The organism is Nocardioides sp. NPDC006303 (assembly GCF_040613175.1).
Classification (GTDB): Bacteria; Actinomycetota; Actinomycetes; order Propionibacteriales; family Nocardioidaceae; genus Nocardioides.
This window is the reverse complement of sequence record NZ_JBEXRR010000011.1, coordinates 83,777-105,298: the sequence shown is the minus strand read 5'-3', so window position 1 is coordinate 105,298 and position 21,522 is coordinate 83,777. Positions and strand designations below refer to the sequence as shown.

Here is a 21,522-nt window from a genome sequence, read left to right as displayed (position 1 = left end):
ATGGATGTGGACAGTGACGCGTGGCGCGGGGCGGCCGCCGCGGTGGCCACTCTGACCTTCGACGTCGACGCCGAGACGCCCGTCCTCGCGGCGGGTGGTCGCTACTCCCGGCACCTGACGACGATGTCTCACCAGGCGTACGGGCCGGATGTGGGCGTGCCGCGGATCCTGGATCTGCTCGATGAGCTCGAGGTGCCGGCAACCTTCTTCGTCCCCGGCTGGGTGGCCGAGAAGCGTCCTCATCTGGCTGCGAGCATCGTCGAGCGCGGCCACGAGGTGGCGCACCACTCCTACAGCCACCGGGCGTCGACGGACATGACAGAGCAGGCTCAGCGCGACGACTTCGAACGTGCCCTCGCCGTCTTCGAGACCCAGGGGATCGAGGTGACCGGACACCGGGCCGCCATGTGGCAGACGACCACCACCACGATGGAGCTGCTGGCCGAGCATGGTCTGTCCTACGACTCGTCGATGATGGCGGACGACCGGCCCTACCTGCTCAAGCTGGCTGACGCCGACGTCGTAGAGCTTCCGGTCCACTGGTCGCTCGACGACTGGGAGCAGTACGCCTTCCTGCCAGAGCCCTTCGTGGGCAGTCTCATCGAAGCGCCGTCGAAGGTCTTCGACATGTGGCGCGACGAGCTCGAGGGGATGAGGGAGTACGGCTGTCTGTTCAACCTGTGCCTGCACCCTTTCCTCACCGCTCGTCCGGGCCGTCTGGGCGTCGTGCGACGCCTGGTCGAGTGGGCACGCGATCGGGGTGACATCTCCTTCGAACGGTGCCGGGACGTCGCGGCTCGAGTGGCTGAGTTCGGTGGCGTACGCGAGGTGTACGCGACGCCCACCGAGATCGACCCGGAGACCTATCCGGACTGACGTTTCATCAGCAAAGACAGAACCATGAAGGCGCCTGGCGGGATCCCCGCCGGGCGCCTTTCGGCTGTGCTGGCGGACGGACTCAGGACGGATGAGAATGTACATCGACACTGCCCAGATCCTGTGTGAATGTCCACTGACGGTCGTACAAGGCCGGTGATTCAGTGGCGGTCATCACACCAGGAGGATCACCATGACAATCTCGCCATCGGCCCCGCCCAGCGACAACGAAGCTGTGCCGTTCGATGCCCACGGCATCGGGCCAATTCCCGCAGAGTCACGCGACTCGACCCCGGCAGAGCAGTTCTGGATCTGGTTCGGCGCGAACCTGGCGCCGGTCAACTGGGTCCTGGGAGCTCTCGGAATCGTGCTCGGCCTCAGCCTGCTCGAGACGATTCTCGTGGTGGCGATCGGCAACATTATCGGCTGTGCGCTCTTCGGGCTGTTCAACGTCATCGGCCACCGCACCGCCGTGAACCAGATGGTGCTCGGCCGGGCTGCTTTCGGGCGCAGCGGAAGCGTCGTACCGGGCCTCATCCAAGGTCTGCTCACCATGGGCTGGGTGGGCGTCAACACCTGGGTCGTCCTCGACCTCGCGCTCGGGGTGCTCGCAGAGCTCGGCGTCGAAGGCGGCACGGTCCTGAAGTACGCCGTCGCGGCCGTGATCATGCTGGCCCAGCTCGGCCTTGCGCTCTATGGCTTCTACGCCATCCGAACCTTCGAGAAGTACACGGTGCCGGCCACCGCGGTGGTGATGGTCATCATGACCGTCGTCGCGCTCTCGCAGGTGAGCATCGACTGGACCACGGGCCAGGCGACCACCACGGCGGACAAGGTCACTGCCATCACGCAGCTGGTCACCGCGATCGGTGTCGGCTGGGGCATCTCGTGGATTCCCTACTCGGCGGACTACAGCCGTTTCGTACGCCGCGACGCCACCGACAAGTCGGTGTTCTGGGCCGCGGCCGCCGGCATGTACGTCCCGACGGTCTGGCTTGCGGTGCTGGGCGCCTGCCTGGCGAGCGCGGGCAACGGCGGTGACCCTGCCGAGCTGGTGATCGCGACGTTCGGGGTGATGGCCATCCCGGTTCTGTTGCTGATCATGCACGGACCGGTCGCGACGAACATCCTCAACCTCTACTCCTGCTCGCTCGCCGCGCTCTCGGTCGGAGTCCGCGCAGCGCGGTGGAAGGTCACGCTGGTGGCTGGTGTCGTCGCATCTGCTGTGCTCGTCGTCTTCGTCAGCGCTGACAGCTTCGCCCAGGCCTTCGACCACTGGATGCTGTCGATCCTGGTCTGGATCAGCCCATGGGCCGCCATCGTGCTGGTGGACTTCTTCGTGATCCACAGAGGTCGCCTCTACGTGGCTGACCTTTACCGCGACGGTGCTGACTCGCCGTACGGATCGGTCAACAGAGCGGGCATGGTCAGCCTCGCGCTGGGCATCGTCGCCGGCTGGGCCTGGCAGTACGGCATGGTGCCTGTCATGCAGGGGCCGCTCGCCCGGCTGATGAACAACACCGACCTGTCGTGGCTGTCCGGCGGACTCGTCGCGGGTGTCCTCTATCTGGTCCTGGCGCGACGTGCCGCCACCGAGTCGCTCGGCATGCCCGAGACGGTCAGGTAGTGCCAGATGTCCGAGTCCAACTCCTTGCCCGAGGTGCTGAGCGCGTCTTCGATGAGCAACACCTTCCTCGGCAACCTGATCGAGGTCTGCTTCGCCACGGAGGACTGCACGCGAACGATGCAGGGAATGGTCCGTCTCGGTATCGGTCCTTGGCGCGTGTACACCTTCGACGGGTCGACCGTGGCCGACCGTGAGTACGGCGGTGAGCCTGCCGACTGGGCGCTCAAGGTCGCCTTTGCTGACGTTGGCGACATCGCCTTCGAGATCATGCAGCCGTTGTACGGGCCGTCGATCATCCGAGAGTTCCTGGACAGCCATGGCGAGGGTGTCCACCACCTCGCCTTCGACTGTGGCGAGGCCGCCTGGGACAGCCGGGCCGAGGAGTTCGCCAGTCGTGGGTTCCGGTGTTCGCAGGCGGGGAGGTTCATGGACCGCAACGCGTTCGCCTTTTTCGACACCGAGGGCGCTACCACCACGACCTTCGAGACCTACACGATCCCCGAGGGGTTCGTGTGGCCCGAGCCCGAGGAGTGGTTCCCCGGGCCCCCGCCCGCCGGGCTGGAGCCCTCCCACGACCTTCTGAGCTCGGAGCACTCATGATGACCAGGCACTTGACTGCGGGCGAGCCCGAGTCCGCCACCGAAGACGTACCTGCCCCGCCCAGCCGATTCGTTGTCGTGGTCGGGCTCGTCATCGCTCTGTGGTGCACCGGGTTCGCCGCGATCAGCGTCTGGTTCGAGCTCACGGACCAGTTCGCGACGGGCAGGTACGCGGAGGAAGCACAAGCGCTCTCGGTGATGAACTGGCTCGTGGCCGTCCTCAAGGTGCTCGGGGTTGTGGCAGCGCTTCTGGCGATCCGATCCCGTCCGGTGGCGCCGCGGATCACAGGATTGGTGCTGTGGGGCGCATTCGCCACGGTGACCGTGTACGTCCTCGGCAGCCTCGCCCAGGCGGTCGTGATCCTCACGGGTATCGCCGGCGATGGTGACGGAGTCGACGCCCGGTCCATCGCCTACGTGCTCGGTTTCCTGGTGGCGGCCGTCGGGTTCGGAATCCTTGCAGTCTCCTTTGCCCGTCGGGTTGGCCTGGGCGTTTGGGTGATGGTCCTCGGGGTCCTGGGTGCGCCTGTCGTGCTTGGCGGGGTGCTCGTGATCGCACCGGCTCTGCTGAAGGCGGCTGGGTTGCTGTAACCCGGCTGACCTCGTCGCGAAGACGGCTGACTCAGCCTCCTGCGCTCGTCGGCGTCGTCCGGGATGACCACCGGATCGTGAGCCATCCGCCCAGGCTCTCGATGGAACCCGGCTCCTGGCGAGCGAGCCGCAGCCAGGCGTCCTGCACGACGTCTCGGGCGTCAGCCGTGTTCCCGAGGACTCGGGTCGCGATCGCCAGCAGCCGTGGTCGATGTGTCTCGAACTCCTCGGCCAGAGCTCCGTGCGCGGTCATCGGTTACCTCTCCTCGTTCTTGCCCGTCATCACCATGACGGGCCAGAGCGGGCCGTTGTAACGACCCAAGGAGAACACCATGAATATCGCACTGTGGATCGTCGCCGGACTTCTCGCCGTGGCCTTCACCGCTGGAGGTACGAGTCTGCTGCTGATGCCCCGGGAGCGCTACCGTGCGCTGGGACCCAGCCAGCATTGGATCGACGACTTCGGTGACGGGCACATCAAGTTCATCGCCACGGTCAAGATCATCGGGATCCTGGGCCTGATCCTGCCGGGCGCTCTCGGCATCCTGCCGGTCCTGACCCCGCTCGCAGCCTGCGGCATGGCGATGTTGATGACCGGCGCCGCCACCACGCGGTTCCGGCGCAGCGAGTGGAAGCACCTCGGCCCGGACCTCCTCTACTTGAGCCTGTTCGCGTTCGTCGCCTGGGGCCGGTTCGACCTGCAGCCCTTCTAAAACATTGACAGTCATCGATATGAGGCGCAAGATCACATATCGACAACCATCGATATCTCGCTCAGGAGGAATCATGTCCCGTATCCAGCTCGCGCTCAACGTCGACGATCTCGAGGAGTCGGTCGCGTTCTACTCGACGCTGTTCGGCGTCGAGCCGGTCAAGACCAAGCCCGGCTATGCCAACTTCGCGGTCGCCGAGCCGCCCCTCAAGCTGGTCCTCGTCGAGAACACCGGCCGGGGCGGCACCATCAACCACCTCGGCGTCGAGGTCGCGGACACCGACACGGTCGACGCCGAGCAGAACCGGCTGAACGCCGCCGGATTCGCCTCGGTCGACGAGCGCGCCACCACCTGTTGCTACGCCAAGCAGGACAAGTTCTGGGTCGAGAACGCCCCGAACGGCGAGCGGTGGGAGGTCTACACCGTGCTCGCCGACAGCGAGACCTTCAACGCAACAGAGACCGGTGGGTCATCGTGCTGCGGGTCCTCCGCCGAGGCTGCACCCGCGCCGGCCGAGGCCGCCTGTTGCTGACTGTCGGCCGGACAGAAACGACGATCGTCCGAAAGGAGGAGATCCCGTGAGACCAGTAGACCTCACCAGCGCGGTTGCCGAACAGCAGATCAGCGATCGGATCCGGCAGGCACGTACGGCGCGCCTGGCCGCGATCGCTCGCTGTTGCCGCCCCAGCACCTGGAAGAGCGCAGTCACCCGTGCCGTCGCCATGGCCCGATCTGCGACACATCGCTCATCGTTGCGTCAGCCGGCTGTTTGCTGCGGCTGAACGATCGGAGCCGCGACCAGCAACGGCTACCGCCGGGCGAGGCCGTGAAGTCCTCGGCACCGCCCGGCGGGGGCTGCGTCGGCCCCCTTCGGTCTGGCTAACGGGCGAGGTCGGCGCGCGCCTGCTCCAGGACTCGGTCGAGCTCCACGTAGATCTCGTCGTGCCGCTCCCTGAGCTCGTCGAGACCAGGTGCGTCGTTGAGGTCGCCGATCGCCTGACGGAGGGCTTCGAATCCCTTGGGGATCTTCCCGCCTGCGCTGAGGATGCTCAGCTGGCCGATGGCTGCTCGAGCGGCTGAGTTGTTGCGGTACGCCTCCTGGCGCAGCGACTCCCGCTCGGCTGCGGGGAGGTCGGCGAGGCGGGCCTTGACGCGGCTGTAGGTGACGCGCTCGAACTCGTACAGGCTCGCGGCGCACTCGCCGTAGACGCGGACCCTGGCGTCCAGCAGCTGGAGGTCGCGGGAGTTCCGGTGCTGCCAGTACGCGCCCCACCAGGCTCCGAGGAGGGTGGCGAGGATGCCCATCGCGGTCACAACGACAGTCGTAGTCACGTCGGGAGACCGTAGGGCATCCGACGTCGCCGCGCATCGGGATCCGCGCCTGGCGGTCGTTCGCGCCGGTGCCAAGCGGCCTCAGGCGTGGCGTAGCGCAGTCGTGGGGTGCCGATCACAGTCAAACGTGGTCTACGGGTTAGGTTCTGCGGCGGCATTCCCCCGATCTTGGAGTTTCTCGATGTCAGACCTGACCTATCAAATGCTGGCGTTGGTGGCCTATATGGTCGCCATGCTCGGCATCGGCGCCTGGGCGTACCGGCGCACCTCGAACCTCGACGACTACATGCTGGGCGGGCGCGATCTCGGCCCGATGGTGAGTGCGTTGAGCGCGGGTGCCTCGGACATGTCGGGGTGGTTGCTCATGGGCCTGCCCGGTGCGATCTACGCGACCGGGCTGATGGAGGGCTGGATCGCTGTCGGTCTGACCGTCGGCGCCTGGCTCAACTGGAAGGTCGTGGCGCCGCGGCTGCGGACGTACACCGAGGTCTCGGGTGACTCGATCACCGTGCCCAGCTTCCTGGAGAACCGGCTCAAGGACAGCTCGCGGCTGCTGCGGATGGCCTCCGGGGCCGTCATCCTGGTGTTCTTCACGTTCTACGTGTCCTCGGGCATGGTCGCCGGCGGCGTCTTCTTCGAGAGCTCCTTCGGCACGGACTTCCACACCGGCATGCTGGTGGTGGCCGGCGTCGTGGTGGCGTACACGCTCTTCGGTGGCTTCCTCGCGGTCTCCTACACCGACTTCGTGCAGGGCGCGATCATGCTGCTCGCGCTGATCCTGGTGCCCGTCGTCGGTGTCTTCGTGACCGGCGGGCCCGCCGAGACTCTCGACAGCATCCGCGCCGTCGACCCGTCGCGGCTGAGCATGCTCGAGGGCGCGACCACGCTCGGTGTCATCTCGGCGGTCGCATGGGGGCTGGGCTACTTCGGCCAGCCGCACATCATCGTCCGGTTCATGGCCCTGCGTACGGCGGGGGAGGCCGCGTCCGCACGGCGGATCGGCATCGGCTGGATGCTGCTGAGCCTCTTCGGTGCCGTCGGCACCGCTCTCGTCGGCATCGCCTACTTCCAGCAGAACCCCGACGCGAAGCTCGACGACCCCGAGGCGGTCTTCATCGTGCTCGGTCAGATCTTCTTCCACCCGCTGGTCGCGGGCATCATGCTCGCCGCCGTGCTCGCCGCGATCATGAGCACGATCTCCTCGCAGCTCCTGGTGACCTCCTCGGCGCTGGTGGAGGACCTCTACAAGGCGGTCTTCAAGAACGACGCCTCCGACCGCCAGCTGGTCCTGTTCGGTCGGCTCGCCGTGCTCGGCATCGCCGTCATCGCTGCCGTCCTGGCGTGGCCCAAGAGCGGGACCGTGCTCGACCTGGTGGCGTACGCCTGGGCGGGCTTCGGCGCCTCCTTCGGCCCGATCATCCTGCTGGCGCTGTGGTGGCGGAAGCTCACCGCGGCCGGCGCTCTGTCCGGTCTGATCGTCGGCGCGGTGACCGTCGTCGTGTGGGGCAACATCGACGCGCTCAGCTCGCAGATGTACGAGATCGTGCCGGGCTTCGCTCTCAACGCGATCGTCGCGGTCGTGGTCAGCCTGGTGACCTACCGGGAGAACCCGGACATCGAGGCCGAGTTCGACGAGGCGATCCGGCTGCTGGACGCCGACGGATCGCGCGAGGACTCGGTGCGAGTCTGACGCGACGGGCCCGGGATCTCGTGGAAACCACGATCCCGGGCCTGATGGCGTACTGTTGATCTTGTTGAAGGGACGGCTCTGTAAGCCGTCCTGGCCGCACACCACGTCGCGGCTTGTATCTTTTATCTGGTTTTCGGTTCGCTGGACATCAGCACAGATGGATGTCTTCAGCGGCTTGGGACACAGTGTCCCTTGCACCGAACAGAGGAAAAGATCATGGCTCAGGGCACCGTCAAGTGGTTCAACGCTGACAAGGGCTTCGGCTTCATCGCGCAGGACGGTGGCGGCGAGGACGTGTTCGTTCACTTCTCCGCTATCCAGACCAGCGGTTACAAGTCGCTCGACGAGAACCAGAAGGTCGAGTTCGACGTCACCGCCGGCCCCAAGGGCCCGCAGGCCGAGAACGTCCGCGTCGCCTGATTTTCACTGAAGGGCCCCGACCGCAGCTGCGGTCGGGGCCCTTCGTGCGTCAGTGCAGGTGCGTCTGCCAGTCCTGTGGGACTCGATCCGCCGGCGCAGGTGGGGACTGCGGCTCGGGTCTGCTCGTCGGCTCGGCCAACGCCGGTCCCTGGAGCGCCTCCTGGCTCTCGAAGTCCCAGAACCACGTCTCGCCGGGCTCGAAGCTCTGCATGTAGCGGTGGCCCGTCTCGCGGAAGTGGTGGCTGGCGTGCTGCGCCGGGGAACTGTCGCAGCAGCCCACGTGCCCACACTCGGCGCACCGTCGAAGGTGAAACCACCATCCGGAATCGCTCGCGAGGCACTCGGCGCATCCTGTGCCGGACGGCGGGGCAGCGACGTTGATCCCTGGGGTGCCGATCATGCCGCTCACGTTACCGGTCGGAGGCCTTCTACGTGGGCCGCCCGCCGAAGTCCCACTGGTGGACCTCGATCGCCGCGAAATGAGCGGGGGAGAGGGTCTGCTGCGCATCGCCTGCGGAGGCGGTCTCCAGCAGCACTGCCGCCCCGACGGCCACGGCTCCGTCGTCGGAGAGAAGCGGCCCGCAGGCGATCAGCTCGTCGCCGTCAGGCAGGTCGATGTCGTCTGTCGTGGGTTCGCAGAACCCGAGTACGAGGTACCGGTCGCGGTCCGGCCGGCCGTCGCCGAAGTCCCACATGGTGCGATCGAGCGTGGTGCGCCACCGCCGCAGCAGCACGTCACGGTAGGCACCGGCCTGGTAGCCGGGCTCCTCGAAGGCGAACGCGCGAGCTGCGGTGGGATCCGGGAGATCGAGGATGTGCACGCTCCCGGTCAGTGTCTCGTCGCTGGTGAAGGTCGGGCCGCGGGCGATCATCGTCGCGGCGAACCGGTCCATGTAGGTCCAGTGCTCCTCCACCATCTCGGTGCGCAGCGGCGTCGACCCCGGTCGGTCGCGGTGGTAGCAGAAGAACTCCATGGGCTGAGACTCACCGGCCCTGCCGTCCCGCGCAATCGGATATCTCAGCGGGTCCGTAGGGTGGGAGCCGAGGAGGGCTGACATGGTGAGCGATCGCGACCGGAACGAACAAGGGCGGGCACAACAGGCTCGGCCCCGTGACGCGCTCGGCCGCCCGCTGCCGTACGGCGCAGTCGGTGTCGAGCCGATCTCCGAGGAACCGCTCCCGCCGGCGGAGACCCTGGCGTACGCCCGCAGCCTGCTCGACGACGGACGCCCCTTCGCCGCTCACGAGGCCCTCGAGGTCCGGTGGAAATCGTGCCCGGACGAGGAGCGCGAGCTGTGGCAGGGCCTCGCCCAGCTGTGTGTCGGCCTGACCCACCACGAGCGCGGCAACACCGTCGGCGCCTCCCGCCTGATCGAGCGCGCGGCAGGTCGGCTCGAGAGGTACGAACGGGGTGCTGGTCCGACGTACGGTCTCGACCTCGGAGAGCTCATCGCGTGCTCCCGGGGCCGGGTGCAGGACGCCTGACTGACGCGCGAAGAGTCAGACCTCGAGTCTCTCGGCGGCCAGGCACTGCACGATCCGGGCGGACTCGGCCCGTCCTTCCCGTGTCGGCGTGAGCGGGTAGACGTGCACCCCGCCTGGGCAGACGGTCAGGGTGATATCGGCATCGTCCGGCACGCGGTCCCGTAGGAGCAGTACGTCGGGGAGCAGGATGTCGCGGGTGCCGATGTAGACGTCGATGGGAGCGAGACCGGCGAGGGGGCCGTAGATCGGGCTCAGTTGCGGAACGTGTGGGTCGTCGCCCGTGGCCCATGCCCGCCCGCATTCGCGCGCTCCAGGCACTGCGAGCCACGGGTCCTTGCGGGCGACGCGCACGATGTCAGGGTTCTGAAGGGTGAGGTCCAGCCAGGGCGAGATGAGCACCAGCCGACCGGGCTGTGGCAGCCCGGTGCTGACTAGGGTCTGAGCGAATCCCAGGGCGAGTCCTCCGCCGGCGGAGTCCCCGGCGATGGCGATGTCAGCGGGAAGCGTCGTCGACAGCGTGCTGCGGTAGACCGCGGTGAGAAGACGGTACGCGTCCTGGTATCCGTGCTGCGGGGATAGTCTGTACACCGGCACGACCACCCGGGCACCTGCGTCGGCGATCTGCTCGATGAGTCTCCAGTGCTGCGGGAAGATCTCGTTGACGTAGGCGCCGCCGTGCAGATAGATCACCGTCCGGCTGGGGTTGGGGTGCTGCGGTTCGACGGTCCAGCAGCCGAACCCCTCGTGCAGGGCGTAGCTCAGCACATGACGAGCCCGAAGTCGTTTCGGCGGCGCCGACGTGGTCTTCTCCCTCGCCAGCATCCGGCGGGCGCCGTCGACGGTGGCGAAATGTCGTCTGCTCCTCGCTCGCAGGTAGAGAGCGACGAGCCTCATCGACGCACTCACAGCTGGGGGCGGTGCTCGTCGGTGTACGCCCAGGGAAGCAGGCTCTCGACCGCCTTTCCGACGCGGAAGACCGTGGCGTCATCGTAGGTGTGGCCGACGATCTGCACACCGGTCGGCATTCCGTTCTCGGCGTGACCGCTGGGCACGGCGAGGACGGGACAGCGATTGGTGATGTTGAACGGAAGGGTGAGCGTGCCTTCGAGGCCGGAGACCGTGTGGCCGTCGATGTCGATCCCGTTGATCAGCGTGTCGCCCGCGGGGAACCCGACGGCCGCCGTGGTCGGGCAGATCAGGGCGTCGAACCCGGTCATCACGCGCGCGAGCTCCTGCTGGACGGCGTACTCGGCCTTCGCGGCGTCGAACATCGCTGCCGTCGCGCGGATCTCCCGGGTCTGCTCGACGAAGTCACGGGCGTAGTCGCTCAGGTCTGACGTCTTCCCGCCGATCGCATCGTGGACCATGGCGCCCATCATGTGGCCGAAGTGCGGCATCGCGGCGCCGATGAGGAGTTCGCGCGTCCAGGTGAAGTCGACCTCGACGACCTCTGCGCCGGCCTTGGCGAGCTCTTCCGCGACGCGACGGGTGTTCTCCTGGATCTCCTTCGCGACGGTGAACCCGCCGAGATCAAGGTTGAGGGCGATGCGTAGTCCCTCGACCCCCGGGTAGCTGGACGGCAGGGTGACCTTGGGCCGAAGTGCGACATGGTCACGCGGGTCGGGCCCGCTGATCACGTTCGTGAAGAGCACGACGTCGTCGACCGTACGTCCCATCGGACCGTCGCCGCGGTAGTAGTCGACGCTCATGGGGCCTGCTCCCGGAATCCGCCCATAAGGGGCCTTGTAGCCGACGTTCCCCGTGAACGCCGCCGGCCCACGGGTGGACCCGCCGATGTCGGATGCGGTGGCGAGAGTCGTCATCCCCGCCGCGAGGGCCGCCGCGGACCCACCGGATGAGCCGCCTGGGGAGAAGTCGGTGTTCCAGGGGTTGCGCGTCACTCCCCACCGATCGGAATGAGTGAAGGCGGCGATGGAGAACTCGGGCGTGGTCGTCCGTGCGTGGATGATCGCGCCCGCGTCCAGGAGCCTGTCGATGAGGGGCGCGTTCTCGGTCGCCGTGTAGCCGGCCCAGGCTTTCGACGCCTCGACCACCTCCATGCCGGCGATCTGGTGCTTCTCCTTCGCGGCGACGGTGACGCCCTCCAACGCTCGCGCGGTGCCGTCGCGGTAGCGACGCTCGGATTCCTCTGCTCGTGCACGAGCGGCCTCTGCCATCGTCTCGGTGAGGGCGTTCAGCGAGCCGTCGACGAGAGCCGCTTGGGCGAGTTGCGCCTCGAGGACTTCGACGGGTGAGAGCGCGCCCGTGCGGAATCGCTCGATGCACTCGGTGGCGGAGAGGTAGATGAGATCGTTCATCGTGTTCCTTGATCTAGGGGAGCGGAAGTGGGCTGTTGAAGCCAGTGCAGGGCGGCCGCGCTCATCGCCTGGATGCCGGCGGGAAGCGCCCATTCCAGATCTGGCAGGTATTCGGGGGAGTGGTTCATCGGAACGTGGTCGGGGAAGCGCGCCTCGGCCAGGAGCGTGGCGAGCTCCGCCGGGCTGTACCTGTCGGGTGCCGTGCCACCCCAGTGCCAGAAGACGCTGGGGCAGCCGAGCGCTTCGCCGAGCGCGCCGAAGTCCTCGCTGCCGGTCATCGGCTGGGTGACCAGGTGTGCGTCGAGCCCGGATTCGCCGAGCGCGTCGAGCGTGCGGCGTGTGGCATCGGGGTCGTTCAGGAGCAGAGGCGCGCCGCTGATGCGCTCGATGCTCGGCTGCCGGGTCATCCCTGCCGCCGCCGACTCCGCATCGATCACCCGACGCATCGCGGTGACGAGGCGGTGCCGGGTCGAGGCGCTGAAGCTCCTGAGGTTGACGGTGAGCTCCGCCTCGTCCGGGATGGCGTTCTCGGCACGACCCGCATGGATCGATGACACGGTGAGGACGGCGGGTTCGTGCGCCGCGGTCTCCCGCGAGATCACGGTCTGGAGCCGCATCACGATCGCCGCCGCGGCCACGATCGGGTCGACGGCTGCCTCCGGGGTCGATGCGTGGCCACCCACCCCATGGATGCGGATACGGAAGTTGTCCGACGCGGCGCCGTAGATGCCCGCGGCGGCCACGACGGCACCGGCCGGCACCGGCGACACGTGCTGCCCCAGCGCGACGACCGGTGTCCCGACGAGCTCGGGGAGCCCGTCGGCGATCATGGCGAGAGCGCCTTCGCCGGTCTCCTCGGCGGGCTGGAAGACGATGGCGACGGTGCCTGCCCACTCGGTGGTACGCGCCAGCAGGACGTCGACCGCGCCGATGAGAGCGGCTGCGTGCATGTCGTGGCCGCAGGCATGCATGACCGGGACGGTCGCCCCGGTCCTGTCGGTGCCGCTGGCGGCCGACGCGTAGGGCGCGCCGGTCAGCTCTTTGACGGGGAGACCGTCGATGTCGGCGCGGAGGAGAACGGTGGGGCCTTCACCGTTCCGGAGCATGCCGACCACTCCGGTGCCTCCGATGCCTTCGGTGACGTCGATCTGCCGGTGAGTGAGCTCTGATGCCAGACGTGCCGCGGTGCGGGTCTCCTGGCCGCTGAGCTCGGGATGACGGTGCAGATCGCGATACAGGTCCACCACGGAGCCGGCCGGGACGGGCCGGCGCAGATGATCAGGCGACATCGGTCGTCACCTTCTGCCGACGCGTGAAGGTGGCGAAGAACTCCTCCGGCCCGCGGGGCACGAGCATCGCGGCGACCAGGCAGATCACGCAACCTGCGATGAGGACGCCGAAGGCAGCCTCCCAGCTCACGTTCTCCACGACGACGCCCATGATCGTGGGGGTGAGGATGCCGCCGACCTGGCTGCCGGTACTGATCGTCGCGTACGCCGTCCCGACGACCGCGGTGGGCAGGCCGCGGACGGGGCTCGAGAACACAGGCATGTAGCACATTCCGCTGAAGAACGAGAGCAGTCCGATCAGCGTGACGAAGACGGGGACGGGCAGCTCCTGCGTCATCATCGCCAACGTCACGATGCTTGCGAGCATCCCTGGGATGATGATCAGGCGGTGCCGACCGCCCAGCCGGTCGACGAGGCGCCCTCCCAGCACCGAGGCGACCCCGCCGGCGAGCACCGGGATCACCGCAGCCGTTGCGACCACGCCCAGAGGGATGCCCCGGGCGTCGACGAGATAGCTGGGCACCCACGCGCTCATGCCCCATGCGACGACCCCGTACCCGAAGAACATGGCCACGTGCCCCCAGAGCGCGGGGGACCGGAACAGATCCTTGGAGGTGATCATCGAGTCCGACTGCTCTTCCACCTCGATGGCCGCCGTGGAGTCGGCGCGTGTGTTCGGGAGGAAGAAGCCGATCGCCACCGCGACGAGCACGCCGACGGCTCCGAGGATGAAGAACGCCCCCTGCCAGCCGATGGCGCCGATGAGCGCCGCTCCCGCGACCGCGGCGACGATGGTGCCGACAGCGTTCGAGCTGTACATCCACCCGGTCGCGGTCATGCGCTGCTCGGAACTGGTGCGCTCGGCAACGGCCTTCACGGATGCCGCGGGATACACGCCCTCGCCGATGCCGAACAGCGCGCGGATGGCGAGCATCACCGCGAAGGATCCAGCGGTCCCCGTCGCCACCGTGAAGACGGACCAGGCGAGCACGCCCGTGACAGCGGTGCGCTTCGCGCCCACCTTGTCGACGAGGATGCCGCCGGGGATCTGCACGATCGCGTACGTGACGAAGAACGCCGAGATGAGCATGCCCTGCTGCGTCGGAGTGAGCGAGAGGTCCTTGCCGATATAGGGCAGTGCGAGGGTGATGAGCTGCCTGTCGGCGTAGCTCATCACCCACCCGAGGAAGAAGAGGAGGACGGCGAGCTTGGCGTCAGGCTGCAGCCGTACCCGCGGCTTCTGAGTCCGGCTGAGCGCCGGTTGTGGCGAGGTCTTGCTCACAGATGCTCCCTGATGACGTAATGCACGGTGCTTGCACGCGCCGAGCCGGGCCCGCCTTGAGTCCGAAGATTTCCGGGATCGTAGGCAGGTCGCCGGGATTCGGTTCGTAAAGGAACCTCAGCCATCCGGATATGGGCTAGATTCGCGTACGTGGTGCAGGAATCGGTCATCGATGTCGTCGACAAGCAGCTGGCGAACGCCCTCCAGATCTTTCCGCGGATCAGCTGGATGCAGCTGGGCAAGATCATCGGCTACGACCCCACCACGCTTGCCCGCCGTTGGAGCAGACTGCGTGATGCCGGCTTGGCGTGGACGGTCTGCTACCAGCAGCCTGAGCATCTCGACGTCGACCTTCCGGCGATGGCGCTCGTCGAAGTCGACGTCCGTGCGGGGCAGCGTGAGCAGGTCGTCGCCGCGCTGACCCCGCTCCAAGAGGTCATCGAGATCGCCCGGACCTCCGGCTCGCGCGATCTGCTGCTCACGGTGGTGCATTCGAGTATCGCGACCGCCGACGCGTTCATCGCCGAGAGCATCGCGGGCGTCCCCGGGATCCGTGCGACGCGTACCCGTTTCGTGCAGACCCTCTACAAGGACGGGGCGCGCTCACATCTCGATGTCCTCGCACCTGACGTCATCAACGCCCTTCGACGCGCGTCCGAGGGCTTCGCAGGTGAAGCCTCCGCTCCCACCCCGCTCCTCGTCAGCGTCATGCAGAGCCTGCTGTCGGACGCGCGCCGACCGGCGTCCGAGATCGCTGCCGAGCTTGGGCTCTCCACGACCAGCGTCACCCGCGCGATCCACCGTCTGTTCGGCTCTCCCTGGTTCACGGCGAAGACGGACTTCGCCCACGATGCCCTCGGCTACACCACGGCCGCGTCCCTCTGGTACCGCGTGCCGTCGACCGACCTGGGCACCGTCGGCGCGAGCATCGCGGAGGTCCCGGGAGTGCGGTTGTCCGCCGCCATCCTCGACCGGATGAACCTCGCCATCAGCGTGTGGCTGCACCACGCCAAGGACCTCGAGCCGCTGTTGACACGTATCGAGCACGCCCACCCGCGCATCGAACTGTGCGAGACCTGGCTCGTCCCCTCCGTCGCCAAGCGCTCCGGCGCAGTCCTCACTCAGGACGGACGATTCTCCCACCAGATCTCCACCTCCCATGCCCTGGCGCCCGTCGGAGCGCTACCCCGCGCGCACTGACCGCGCGCGTTGTGGGGTCAGGCCAGGAGCTCCCGATACAGCAGGGCCACACGGAGCGACACACGGATGTCTGGATCGTCGAGGTCGGTGCCGGTGACCCGGGCGGCCTTGGCGAGGCGGTCATAGAAGGCAGGACGGGAGATGTGCAGGCTGGCGGCCGCCTCCGACTTGCCGGGGCTGGTGACCAGTGCCCGGACCGCGCCGAGCAGATCGGTTCCGTGACGTTCGTCGTGGGCGTCGAGCGCATGGAGCTCGCGGTCGGTGTAGAGCGCGAGCCGGTCGTCTCCCGCGAGCAGGGTGAGCAGGCCGCGGATGTGGGCGTCCTCCAGGCGGTAGGGCCGGGGCGAGATCGTCGTGAGCTGGTCCGGCTTGAGTGCGTCCATGACCTGTTGTGACTCGCGCAGGGTGCGGTCGATGAGCTTGCTGTCCTCGACGGGGCGGGCAGCGGCGACCGTTGCCGGGTGCTTGGCCGTGACCGCCTCGGCGAGCTCGTCGGCGACGAGGTCGGCATCTGCCGTCAGGGGGAGCGAGAGCAGGATGCGTACGTCCTGATCGATGATCCCGACGAGCCCGGGGAGCTCTCGTGCGCTGAGGACGTGGGTGCTGGCCGCGACTATCTCGTCGGCGCGGACCGTGCCGACGGCTCGGTCTGCCGGGCGCGAGATCGGGCGTACGGTCTCCGCGATGAACTTGCGCCTGCGGATCGGGAGCCCGGCCAGCTCGCAGCGACGCAGCAGGTCGGGGTCGCTCGGGTCGTTGAGGAGGGCCACCAGCAGCTCGTGATGGGTACGTCGCACGAGGCTGTCCCGATGGCCGTCGTTCAGCCGATGCATGGCCAGCGCCGCAGCGGCCCTCTCCGCGGTCGCGACCAGCCCGGGGGAGGGGCGCTGGTCCGACTGCACGATGAGTCGGCCCCAGCCACGGTCGCGTCGGCCCACCCGGGTGACCAGCCAGCGGTTGGTCTCGTCCCAGGCCGACCTTCCCTCGAGCGGCACGCGCCGGGAACGGATGGTCCAGTCGTGCAGGAAGGTGTCGATGTCGTCAGGGCCCGAGCGGTAGTCGAGCACCCGGTGCTGATCGTCCTCGAGCACCACGGCGGCCGCGCACAGCCTCTGGGCGGCTTGGAGGATCTCGGGTGGACCAGCCTCGGTCATGCTCAGCTCGGTGAACGTGTCGTGGACGCGTTGAGCCTCGCGAAGGTCGGCCACCTGCTCGTCGACGATGCGCTCACCTACGGCCTGGGCAACGGCGGCGAAGCGGACCTCGTGCCCGAGCGCGATCAGGGGGAGACCGAGCTCATCGCATCGCGCGGTCAGCGCCGCAGGAACCTCGGACCAGCGCCGACCCAGCTCGATGAAGAGCCCTGCCGCGTCGCTGTCAGCCAAGGAGTCGGCGTACGCCGAAAGCCCGGCTGCGTCACCGGGCAGAGCGATGCCCGTGCTCAGCAGCAGGTCACCACCGCGCAACAGGGCGCCGATCTCGGCCAGCTCGGCGGAGTGCACCCAACGGACCTCGCGGTCGAGACCATCCCGCCCCGCCACGACAACTGGTGCTGCGGTGCGGATGACCGGCATATCCAGCACACGGGAGACCGTCACCAGGGCCACGCTTGCCCCCTCGTCCTGACAGATTGTTGCGATCGCTGTACAGATCCTACGAAATGTCGGGATGGGTCGCGGGCATCGGCCGCCAGGATCAAGGCACCTGGACACAGCAAGGAGACTTCCATGACCAAGCAGATCCCACACTGGGTCGACGGCGCCGAGTTCATCGGCACCTCGGAGCAGTGGGCCGATGTCACCAACCCCGCGAGCGGCGATGTCAGTGGCCGAGTCGCCCTGGCCAGCGACCGCGATGCCCGCTACGTCATCGACTCCGCAGCGGCGGCCGGCAAGGCTTGGGCGAAGACCTCGCTGGCCAGGCGTACGCAGGTGATCTTCGCCTTCCGTGAGCTCCTCAACGCTCGCAAGGGGGAGCTGGCGGAGATCATCACCGCCGAGCACGGGAAGGTGCACTCCGATGCTCTGGGGGAGATCTCCCGCGGTCAGGAGGTCGTGGAGTTCGCCTGCGGGATCTCCCATCTGCTCAAGGGCGGACACTCCGAGTCGGCCTCCACCGGCGTCGACGTGCACTCCAAGCGCGACCCGCTCGGGGTAGTGGCGGTGATCAGCCCGTTCAACTTCCCGGCCATGGTGCCGATGTGGTTCTTCCCGATCGCGCTGGCTGCCGGCAACGCGGTGGTGCTCAAGCCGAGCGAGAAGGATCCGTCGGCGGCGATCTGGATGGCCAGGCTCTGGAAGGAGGCCGGGCTTCCCGACGGTGTCTTCAACGTCCTGCAGGGCGACAAGGTCGCCGTGGACGCGCTGCTCCGCAGCGACGACATCGACGCGGTGAGCTTCGTCGGCTCCACGCCGATCGCCCAGTACGTCTACGAAGAGGCGAGCAGGACAGGGAAACGGGTCCAGGCCCTTGGTGGTGCCAAGAACCACATGGTCGTGCTGCCCGACGCCGACCTCGACCTCGCCGCGGACGCGGCGGTCAACGCAGGTTTCGGCAGCGCCGGCGAGCGCTGCATGGCGATCAGCGTTCTGGTCGCTGTCGAGCCTGTCGCGGACGACCTGGTGGCCCGGATCGCCGAGCGAACCCGCACGCTGCGGATCGGTGACGGGGCCAAGAGGACCGACGGTGCCGCCGAGGCCGACATGGGACCGCTGGTCACCAAGGCGCACCGCGACCGGGTGGCCTCCTTCATCGACTCCGGAGAGCGGGCCGGAGCGAAGGTCATCGTCGACGGCCGCGACGTCGAGGCGTACGGAGCGGCGAAGGGTTTCTGGCTCGGTCCGACGTTGTTCGACCACGTCACCCCGGACATGGAGATCTACCGGGAGGAGATCTTCGGCCCGGTCCTCTCCGTCGTGCGGGCCGGTTCCTATGACGAGGCCGTCGAGCTGATCAACGCCAACGAGTACGGCAACGGCACCGCGATCTTCACCAACGACGGCGGCGCCGCTCGCCGCTTCGAGGCCGATGTCCAGGTCGGCATGATCGGGATCAACGTGCCGATCCCGGTGCCTGTGGCGTACTACTCCTTCGGCGGCTGGAAGCGCTCGCTGTTCGGCGACACGCACGCCCACGGCACCGAGGGCGTCCACTTCTTCACCCGAGGCAAGGTCGTCACCTCCCGGTGGATCAACCCGGCCGCCCGACCCGTCGGCGGCCTCGAGCTGGGGTTCCCGCAGAATGACTGAGACCATCTCCGCGCCTGCGAACGCGCGCACGAGCATGCAAGCACTGACCGAGGACGCCGGCCGCGCGTACGAGCTGGACCGGCAGCACGTCTTCCACTCCTGGTCCGCCCAGGAGCTGATCGACCCGACCGTGATCACCCGCGGAGAAGGCCCGTACGTCTGGGACGGTCAGGGTCGCAAGCTCCTGGACTTCACCTCGCAGCTGGTGTTCACCAACCTCGGCCATCAGCACCCGCGGATCGTCCAGGCGATCCAGGAGCAGGCCGCTGCCCTCTGCACCGTCGCGCCGCAGTACGCCAACGGGACCCGGTCCGAGGCGGCTCGGCTGATCGCCTCGCACACGCCTGGCGACCTGGACAGGGTCTTCTTCACCAACGGGGGAGCCGATGCGAACGAGCACGCGATCCGGATGGCACGGCTGCACACCGGCAAGCACAAGGTGCTCTCCACGTACCGCTCCTACCACGGCGGTACCCAGCTGGCGATCAACGTCACCGGCGACCCCCGCCGCTGGCCGAACGACAACGGCTCGACCGGCACCGTGCACTTCTTCGGGCCCTTCCTCTACCGCAGCCCTTTCCACTCCACCACGGAGGAAGAGGAGTGCCAGCGCGCCCTGGAACACCTCGAGCAGGTGATCGCCCTCGAGGGCGCCTCGACCATCGCCGCGATCATCCTCGAGTCGATCCCGGGCACCGCCGGCATCATGATCCCGCCGCCCGGCTACCTGAGAGGGGTACGCGAGCTGTGTGACGAGCACGGCATCGTGCTCATCGCCGACGAGGTGATGTCCGGGTTCGGGCGCAGCGGGAAGTGGTTCGCCATCGAGCACGCCGACGTGGTACCCGACCTCCTGACGTTCGCCAAGGGCGTGAACTCCGGGTACGTCCCGCTCGGAGGCGTCGCCATCAGCGAGGCGATCTATCAGTCGTTCGCGCAGCGGCCCTATCCCGGAGGACTGACCTACTCGGGGCATCCCCTCGCGTGCGCCGCCGCGGTGGCCACGATCGAGGTGATGGAGGACGAGGGGATCGTCGACCATGCCGCGGCGTTGGGCGAAGAGGTCTTCGGGCCCGAGCTCCGTGCCTTGGCGGAGAGGCACGAGTGGATCGGCGAGGTACGAGGTGTGGGCGCCTTCTGGGCAATCGAGCTCGTATCCGACCGAGCCACCAGGGAGCCGCTCGCGCCCTACGGCGGCTCCAGCCGTGAGATGGCGGCGGTCGTCTCGGCCGCGAACACGAAGGGCGTCCTGCCGTTCGTGAACTTCAACCGCATCCACACAGTGCCTCCGATCAACACCGCGGCTGAGGACGTACGCCGGGGGATCCGGCTGATCGGTGAGGCTCTGGGGGAGGCGCGGGCTTCGGTCACCTCGGGCTGAGCTGTACCCCGTCTGCGGCATAGACCCAGCTGGCTAATGACCGGGCGGCTCCTAGCCGTGCTTTGGTGGAGGCATGAGCCGCACGGTCGAGGTCGACTACCTGGTGGTGGGTGCCGGCGCCATGGGGATGGCGTTCACAGACGCTCTGATCGAGCACGCCGACGCGCGGGTGGCGCTGGTCGACCGGCGCCACGGTGTCGGCGGGCACTGGCTGGAGGCGTACCCCTTCGTACGCCTGCATCAGTCCTCCGCCTTCTACGGTGTCCCCTCGACGCTTCTCGGCGGGGGGCAGCTGCAGCAGCATGGGCCTGAGAAGGGCCTTCAGGAGCGGGCGACCCAGGCGGAGATCTGCGCCTACTACGCCCGGATCCTCGAGCGGATGGTGGAGTCGGGCAAGGTCGAGTTCTTCCCGAACAGTGAGTACGCCGGCGACGGCACCGTCGTCTCGCGCATCTCGGGGGAGCGTTTCGAGATGCCCGGGGCGCGGGTCGTCGACGCCCGCTACCTGGCCCCGAGCATCCCCGCCGAGAAGCCGCCGCCGTTCGGCGTCGCCGAGGGCGCTCGGGTGCTGCCGGTCAACGATCTGGCCCGGCTCGAGGAGACACCGAGCCAGTACGTCATCGTCGGATCCGGCAAGACCGCGACCGACGCGTGCATCTGGCTGCTGTCGCGTGGTGTCGACCCGGACGCGATCTGCTGGGTGAGGCCGCGCGACCCGTGGATGCTCAACCGGGCCCTCATCCAGCCCGATCCCGCGATCTTCTTGGGCATGGCAGCCGACACGATGCAGATCGCCGAGAGGTCGACGTCGCTCGAGGACCTGTTCCTGCGGCTCGAGGACGCGGGCATCATGATGCGCATCGACCGCACGGTCATGCCGACGATGGCCAAGGCGCCGACGCTGGCGATGTGGGAGCTCGAGCAGCTGCGTACGCTCGAGAACGTTGTACGCCGCGGCCACATCCGACAGGTCGACCGCGGCAGCCTCACCTTCGCCGACGGATCGCTCGCCATCGCCGACGACGCCCTGGTCGTGCACTGCGCGGCGGACGGCCTGAAGTATCCGCCCCTGCTACCGGTCTGGCGCCCCGAGGCGATCACGCTGCAGCCGATCCGGGCCGGCTTCCCCTGCTTCGGCGCCGCGGTCACCGGGTACGTCGAGGCCACTCGCGACGCCGACGCCGAGAAGAACAGGCTCTGCCCGCCGAGCCCGTTCCCCGACACGATGGCGACCTGGGCGATGATGAACGTCCTGGGCACCCAGGCGGCCATGTCGTTCTCGTCCGAGCCGGACATCAAGGCGTGGTCGGACGGGGTCGCGCTCAACCCGGCTCGGGTCCCGCCCGGCTATCCCGCATCGGCTGCCCTCGACGACGCACGCGAACGTCTGGCGAAGCACACGAAATCCGGACTCGCTCAGCTGGCTCAGCTGACCTGAGCGTACGTCCCGGCACCGTCTTTGTTCTCAGGA

General features: G+C 67.9%; 22 protein-coding genes. 13 read left to right on the top strand and 9 right to left on the bottom strand.

Translation table 11 applies throughout. The features are described from left to right. The 4 genes from ABZY89_RS11455 to ABZY89_RS11440 all read left to right on the top strand — a co-directional run bounded on the left by ABZY89_RS11455 (nt 1) and on the right by ABZY89_RS11440 (nt 3,693). Nucleotides 1–876, top strand: coding sequence for a polysaccharide deacetylase (locus tag ABZY89_RS11455; protein ID WP_355227202.1), 876 nt, complete (start codon nt 1–3; stop codon nt 874–876). Between the two features lie 193 nt (nt 877–1,069). Then, the gene (locus tag ABZY89_RS11450) at nt 1,070–2,503 is read left to right on the top strand and encodes a cytosine permease (RefSeq protein ID WP_355227201.1); all 1,434 of its coding nucleotides are present in this window, start codon (nt 1,070–1,072) and stop codon (nt 2,501–2,503) included. A gap of 6 nt (nt 2,504–2,509) precedes the next feature. Next, nucleotides 2,510–3,103 carry a VOC family protein gene (locus ABZY89_RS11445; RefSeq protein WP_355227199.1) on the top strand — a complete coding sequence of 198 codons (594 nt, stop codon included), beginning with the start codon at nt 2,510–2,512 and terminating at the stop codon, nt 3,101–3,103. After that, on the top strand, nt 3,103–3,693 hold the full coding sequence (locus tag ABZY89_RS11440) for a hypothetical protein (RefSeq protein WP_355227198.1): 591 nt from the start codon (nt 3,103–3,105) through the stop codon (nt 3,691–3,693). Before ABZY89_RS11445 ends, ABZY89_RS11440 begins: the two co-directional genes overlap by 1 nt. A 31-nt stretch (nt 3,694–3,724) precedes the next feature. On the opposite strand, the gene ABZY89_RS11435 is transcribed toward ABZY89_RS11440, so the two are convergent. Then, a complete protein-coding gene (locus ABZY89_RS11435; RefSeq protein ID WP_355227196.1) occupies nt 3,725–3,946 on the bottom strand; it encodes a sigma factor in 222 nt (73 codons plus the stop codon). Between the two features lie 79 nt (nt 3,947–4,025). Between ABZY89_RS11435 and ABZY89_RS11430 the strand changes: the two genes are divergently transcribed. Both ABZY89_RS11430 and ABZY89_RS11425 read left to right on the top strand, forming a co-directional pair. Then, nucleotides 4,026–4,406 (top strand): DoxX family protein, encoded by a 381-nt coding sequence (locus tag ABZY89_RS11430; RefSeq protein WP_355227194.1) that lies wholly within the window; start codon nt 4,026–4,028, stop codon nt 4,404–4,406. A gap of 73 nt (nt 4,407–4,479) precedes the next feature. Beyond that, nucleotides 4,480–4,938: an ArsI/CadI family heavy metal resistance metalloenzyme gene (locus ABZY89_RS11425; RefSeq protein ID WP_355227192.1), complete on the top strand. Its 459-nt coding sequence runs from the start codon at nt 4,480–4,482 to the stop codon at nt 4,936–4,938. 347 nt (nt 4,939–5,285) lie between these two features. On the opposite strand, the gene ABZY89_RS11420 is transcribed toward ABZY89_RS11425, so the two are convergent. Further along, nucleotides 5,286–5,738, bottom strand: coding sequence for a hypothetical protein (locus ABZY89_RS11420; protein ID WP_355018435.1), 453 nt, complete (start codon nt 5,736–5,738; stop codon nt 5,286–5,288). A gap of 181 nt (nt 5,739–5,919) precedes the next feature. On the opposite strand from ABZY89_RS11420, the gene putP reads away from it, so the two are divergent. Further along, nucleotides 5,920–7,428: a sodium/proline symporter PutP gene (gene putP, locus ABZY89_RS11415; protein WP_355227190.1), complete on the top strand. Its 1,509-nt coding sequence runs from the start codon at nt 5,920–5,922 to the stop codon at nt 7,426–7,428. A 216-nt stretch (nt 7,429–7,644) separates the two neighbouring features. Beyond that, complete coding sequence (locus tag ABZY89_RS11410; protein WP_141804077.1) at nt 7,645–7,848, top strand: cold-shock protein; 204 nt, start codon at nt 7,645–7,647, stop codon at nt 7,846–7,848. A gap of 49 nt (nt 7,849–7,897) precedes the next feature. Here ABZY89_RS11410 and ABZY89_RS11405 read toward each other — a convergent pair whose 3' ends face one another. Continuing rightward, nucleotides 7,898–8,248 carry a UBP-type zinc finger domain-containing protein gene (locus ABZY89_RS11405; protein ID WP_355227188.1) on the bottom strand — a complete coding sequence of 117 codons (351 nt, stop codon included), beginning with the start codon at nt 8,246–8,248 and terminating at the stop codon, nt 7,898–7,900. A 28-nt stretch (nt 8,249–8,276) separates the two neighbouring features. Beyond that, nucleotides 8,277–8,822: a YciI family protein gene (locus tag ABZY89_RS11400; protein ID WP_355227186.1), complete on the bottom strand. Its 546-nt coding sequence runs from the start codon at nt 8,820–8,822 to the stop codon at nt 8,277–8,279. 82 nt (nt 8,823–8,904) lie between these two features. Here ABZY89_RS11400 and ABZY89_RS11395 point away from each other — a divergent pair, with 82 nt between their 5' ends. Then, entirely contained in the window at nt 8,905–9,333 is a 429-nt protein-coding gene (locus tag ABZY89_RS11395; protein ID WP_355227184.1) for a DUF309 domain-containing protein, read from the top strand. A gap of 15 nt (nt 9,334–9,348) precedes the next feature. Here the strand turns inward: ABZY89_RS11395 and ABZY89_RS11390 are convergent, their stop codons facing one another. Genes ABZY89_RS11390 through ABZY89_RS11375 form a run of 4 tightly spaced genes read right to left on the bottom strand, consistent with a single transcriptional unit; the run spans nt 9,349 to nt 14,222 of the window. After that, nucleotides 9,349–10,227, bottom strand: a complete 879-nt coding sequence (locus ABZY89_RS11390; protein ID WP_355227182.1) for an alpha/beta hydrolase — start codon at nt 10,225–10,227, stop codon at nt 9,349–9,351. An 8-nt stretch (nt 10,228–10,235) separates the two neighbouring features. Further along, nucleotides 10,236–11,651 carry an amidase gene (locus tag ABZY89_RS11385; RefSeq protein WP_355227180.1) on the bottom strand — a complete coding sequence of 472 codons (1,416 nt, stop codon included), beginning with the start codon at nt 11,649–11,651 and terminating at the stop codon, nt 10,236–10,238. Continuing rightward, nucleotides 11,648–12,940, bottom strand: coding sequence for an amidohydrolase (locus ABZY89_RS11380; protein ID WP_355227179.1), 1,293 nt, complete (start codon nt 12,938–12,940; stop codon nt 11,648–11,650). The genes ABZY89_RS11385 and ABZY89_RS11380 overlap by 4 nt, the downstream gene beginning before the upstream one ends. Further along, nucleotides 12,930–14,222, bottom strand: coding sequence for an MFS transporter (locus tag ABZY89_RS11375; protein WP_355227177.1), 1,293 nt, complete (start codon nt 14,220–14,222; stop codon nt 12,930–12,932). Before ABZY89_RS11375 ends, ABZY89_RS11380 begins: the two co-directional genes overlap by 11 nt. A 150-nt stretch (nt 14,223–14,372) precedes the next feature. Between ABZY89_RS11375 and ABZY89_RS11370 the strand changes: the two genes are divergently transcribed. Further along, a complete protein-coding gene (locus ABZY89_RS11370; RefSeq protein WP_355227175.1) occupies nt 14,373–15,422 on the top strand; it encodes an Lrp/AsnC ligand binding domain-containing protein in 1,050 nt (349 codons plus the stop codon). 17 nt (nt 15,423–15,439) lie between these two features. Here the strand turns inward: ABZY89_RS11370 and ABZY89_RS11365 are convergent, their stop codons facing one another. Continuing rightward, nucleotides 15,440–17,020 carry a PucR family transcriptional regulator gene (locus tag ABZY89_RS11365; RefSeq protein ID WP_355227173.1) on the bottom strand — a complete coding sequence of 527 codons (1,581 nt, stop codon included), beginning with the start codon at nt 17,018–17,020 and terminating at the stop codon, nt 15,440–15,442. Between the two features lie 129 nt (nt 17,021–17,149). Between ABZY89_RS11365 and ABZY89_RS11360 the strand changes: the two genes are divergently transcribed. The 3 genes from ABZY89_RS11360 to ABZY89_RS11350 all read left to right on the top strand — a co-directional run bounded on the left by ABZY89_RS11360 (nt 17,150) and on the right by ABZY89_RS11350 (nt 21,489). Then, entirely contained in the window at nt 17,150–18,670 is a 1,521-nt protein-coding gene (locus ABZY89_RS11360) for a CoA-acylating methylmalonate-semialdehyde dehydrogenase (protein WP_355227171.1), read from the top strand. Further along, a complete protein-coding gene (locus tag ABZY89_RS11355; protein WP_355227169.1) occupies nt 18,663–20,051 on the top strand; it encodes an aspartate aminotransferase family protein in 1,389 nt (462 codons plus the stop codon). The genes ABZY89_RS11360 and ABZY89_RS11355 overlap by 8 nt, the downstream gene beginning before the upstream one ends. Nucleotides 20,052–20,124: 73 nt before the next feature. Next, nucleotides 20,125–21,489 (top strand): NAD(P)-binding protein, encoded by a 1,365-nt coding sequence (locus ABZY89_RS11350; RefSeq protein WP_355227168.1) that lies wholly within the window; start codon nt 20,125–20,127, stop codon nt 21,487–21,489. Nucleotides 21,490–21,522 lie beyond the last annotated feature (33 nt).

Bases quoted from the DNA above. Each gene is read 5' to 3' on its own strand.
- ABZY89_RS11390 (WP_355227182.1), bottom strand. From the start codon at position 10,227: ATGAGGCTCGTCGCTCTCTACCTGCGAGCGAGGAGCAGACGACATTTC.
- ABZY89_RS11350 (WP_355227168.1), top strand. From the start codon at position 20,125: ATGAGCCGCACGGTCGAGGTCGACTACCTGGTGGTGGGTGCCGGCGCC.
- ABZY89_RS11430 (WP_355227194.1), top strand. From the start codon at position 4,026: ATGAATATCGCACTGTGGATCGTCGCCGGACTTCTCGCCGTGGCCTTC.
- ABZY89_RS11400 (WP_355227186.1), bottom strand. From the start codon at position 8,822: ATGGAGTTCTTCTGCTACCACCGCGACCGACCGGGGTCGACGCCGCTG.
- putP (WP_355227190.1), top strand. From the start codon at position 5,920: ATGTCAGACCTGACCTATCAAATGCTGGCGTTGGTGGCCTATATGGTC.
- ABZY89_RS11455 (WP_355227202.1), top strand. From the start codon at position 1: ATGGATGTGGACAGTGACGCGTGGCGCGGGGCGGCCGCCGCGGTGGCC.
- ABZY89_RS11395 (WP_355227184.1), top strand. From the start codon at position 8,905: ATGGTGAGCGATCGCGACCGGAACGAACAAGGGCGGGCACAACAGGCT.
- ABZY89_RS11445 (WP_355227199.1), top strand. From the start codon at position 2,510: ATGTCCGAGTCCAACTCCTTGCCCGAGGTGCTGAGCGCGTCTTCGATG.
- ABZY89_RS11385 (WP_355227180.1), bottom strand. From the start codon at position 11,651: ATGAACGATCTCATCTACCTCTCCGCCACCGAGTGCATCGAGCGATTC.
- ABZY89_RS11440 (WP_355227198.1), top strand. From the start codon at position 3,103: ATGACCAGGCACTTGACTGCGGGCGAGCCCGAGTCCGCCACCGAAGAC.
- ABZY89_RS11355 (WP_355227169.1), top strand. From the start codon at position 18,663: ATGACTGAGACCATCTCCGCGCCTGCGAACGCGCGCACGAGCATGCAA.
- ABZY89_RS11435 (WP_355227196.1), bottom strand. From the start codon at position 3,946: ATGACCGCGCACGGAGCTCTGGCCGAGGAGTTCGAGACACATCGACCA.
- ABZY89_RS11360 (WP_355227171.1), top strand. From the start codon at position 17,150: ATGACCAAGCAGATCCCACACTGGGTCGACGGCGCCGAGTTCATCGGC.
- ABZY89_RS11450 (WP_355227201.1), top strand. From the start codon at position 1,070: ATGACAATCTCGCCATCGGCCCCGCCCAGCGACAACGAAGCTGTGCCG.
- ABZY89_RS11425 (WP_355227192.1), top strand. From the start codon at position 4,480: ATGTCCCGTATCCAGCTCGCGCTCAACGTCGACGATCTCGAGGAGTCG.
- ABZY89_RS11380 (WP_355227179.1), bottom strand. From the start codon at position 12,940: ATGTCGCCTGATCATCTGCGCCGGCCCGTCCCGGCCGGCTCCGTGGTG.
- ABZY89_RS11410 (WP_141804077.1), top strand. From the start codon at position 7,645: ATGGCTCAGGGCACCGTCAAGTGGTTCAACGCTGACAAGGGCTTCGGC.
- ABZY89_RS11405 (WP_355227188.1), bottom strand. From the start codon at position 8,248: ATGATCGGCACCCCAGGGATCAACGTCGCTGCCCCGCCGTCCGGCACA.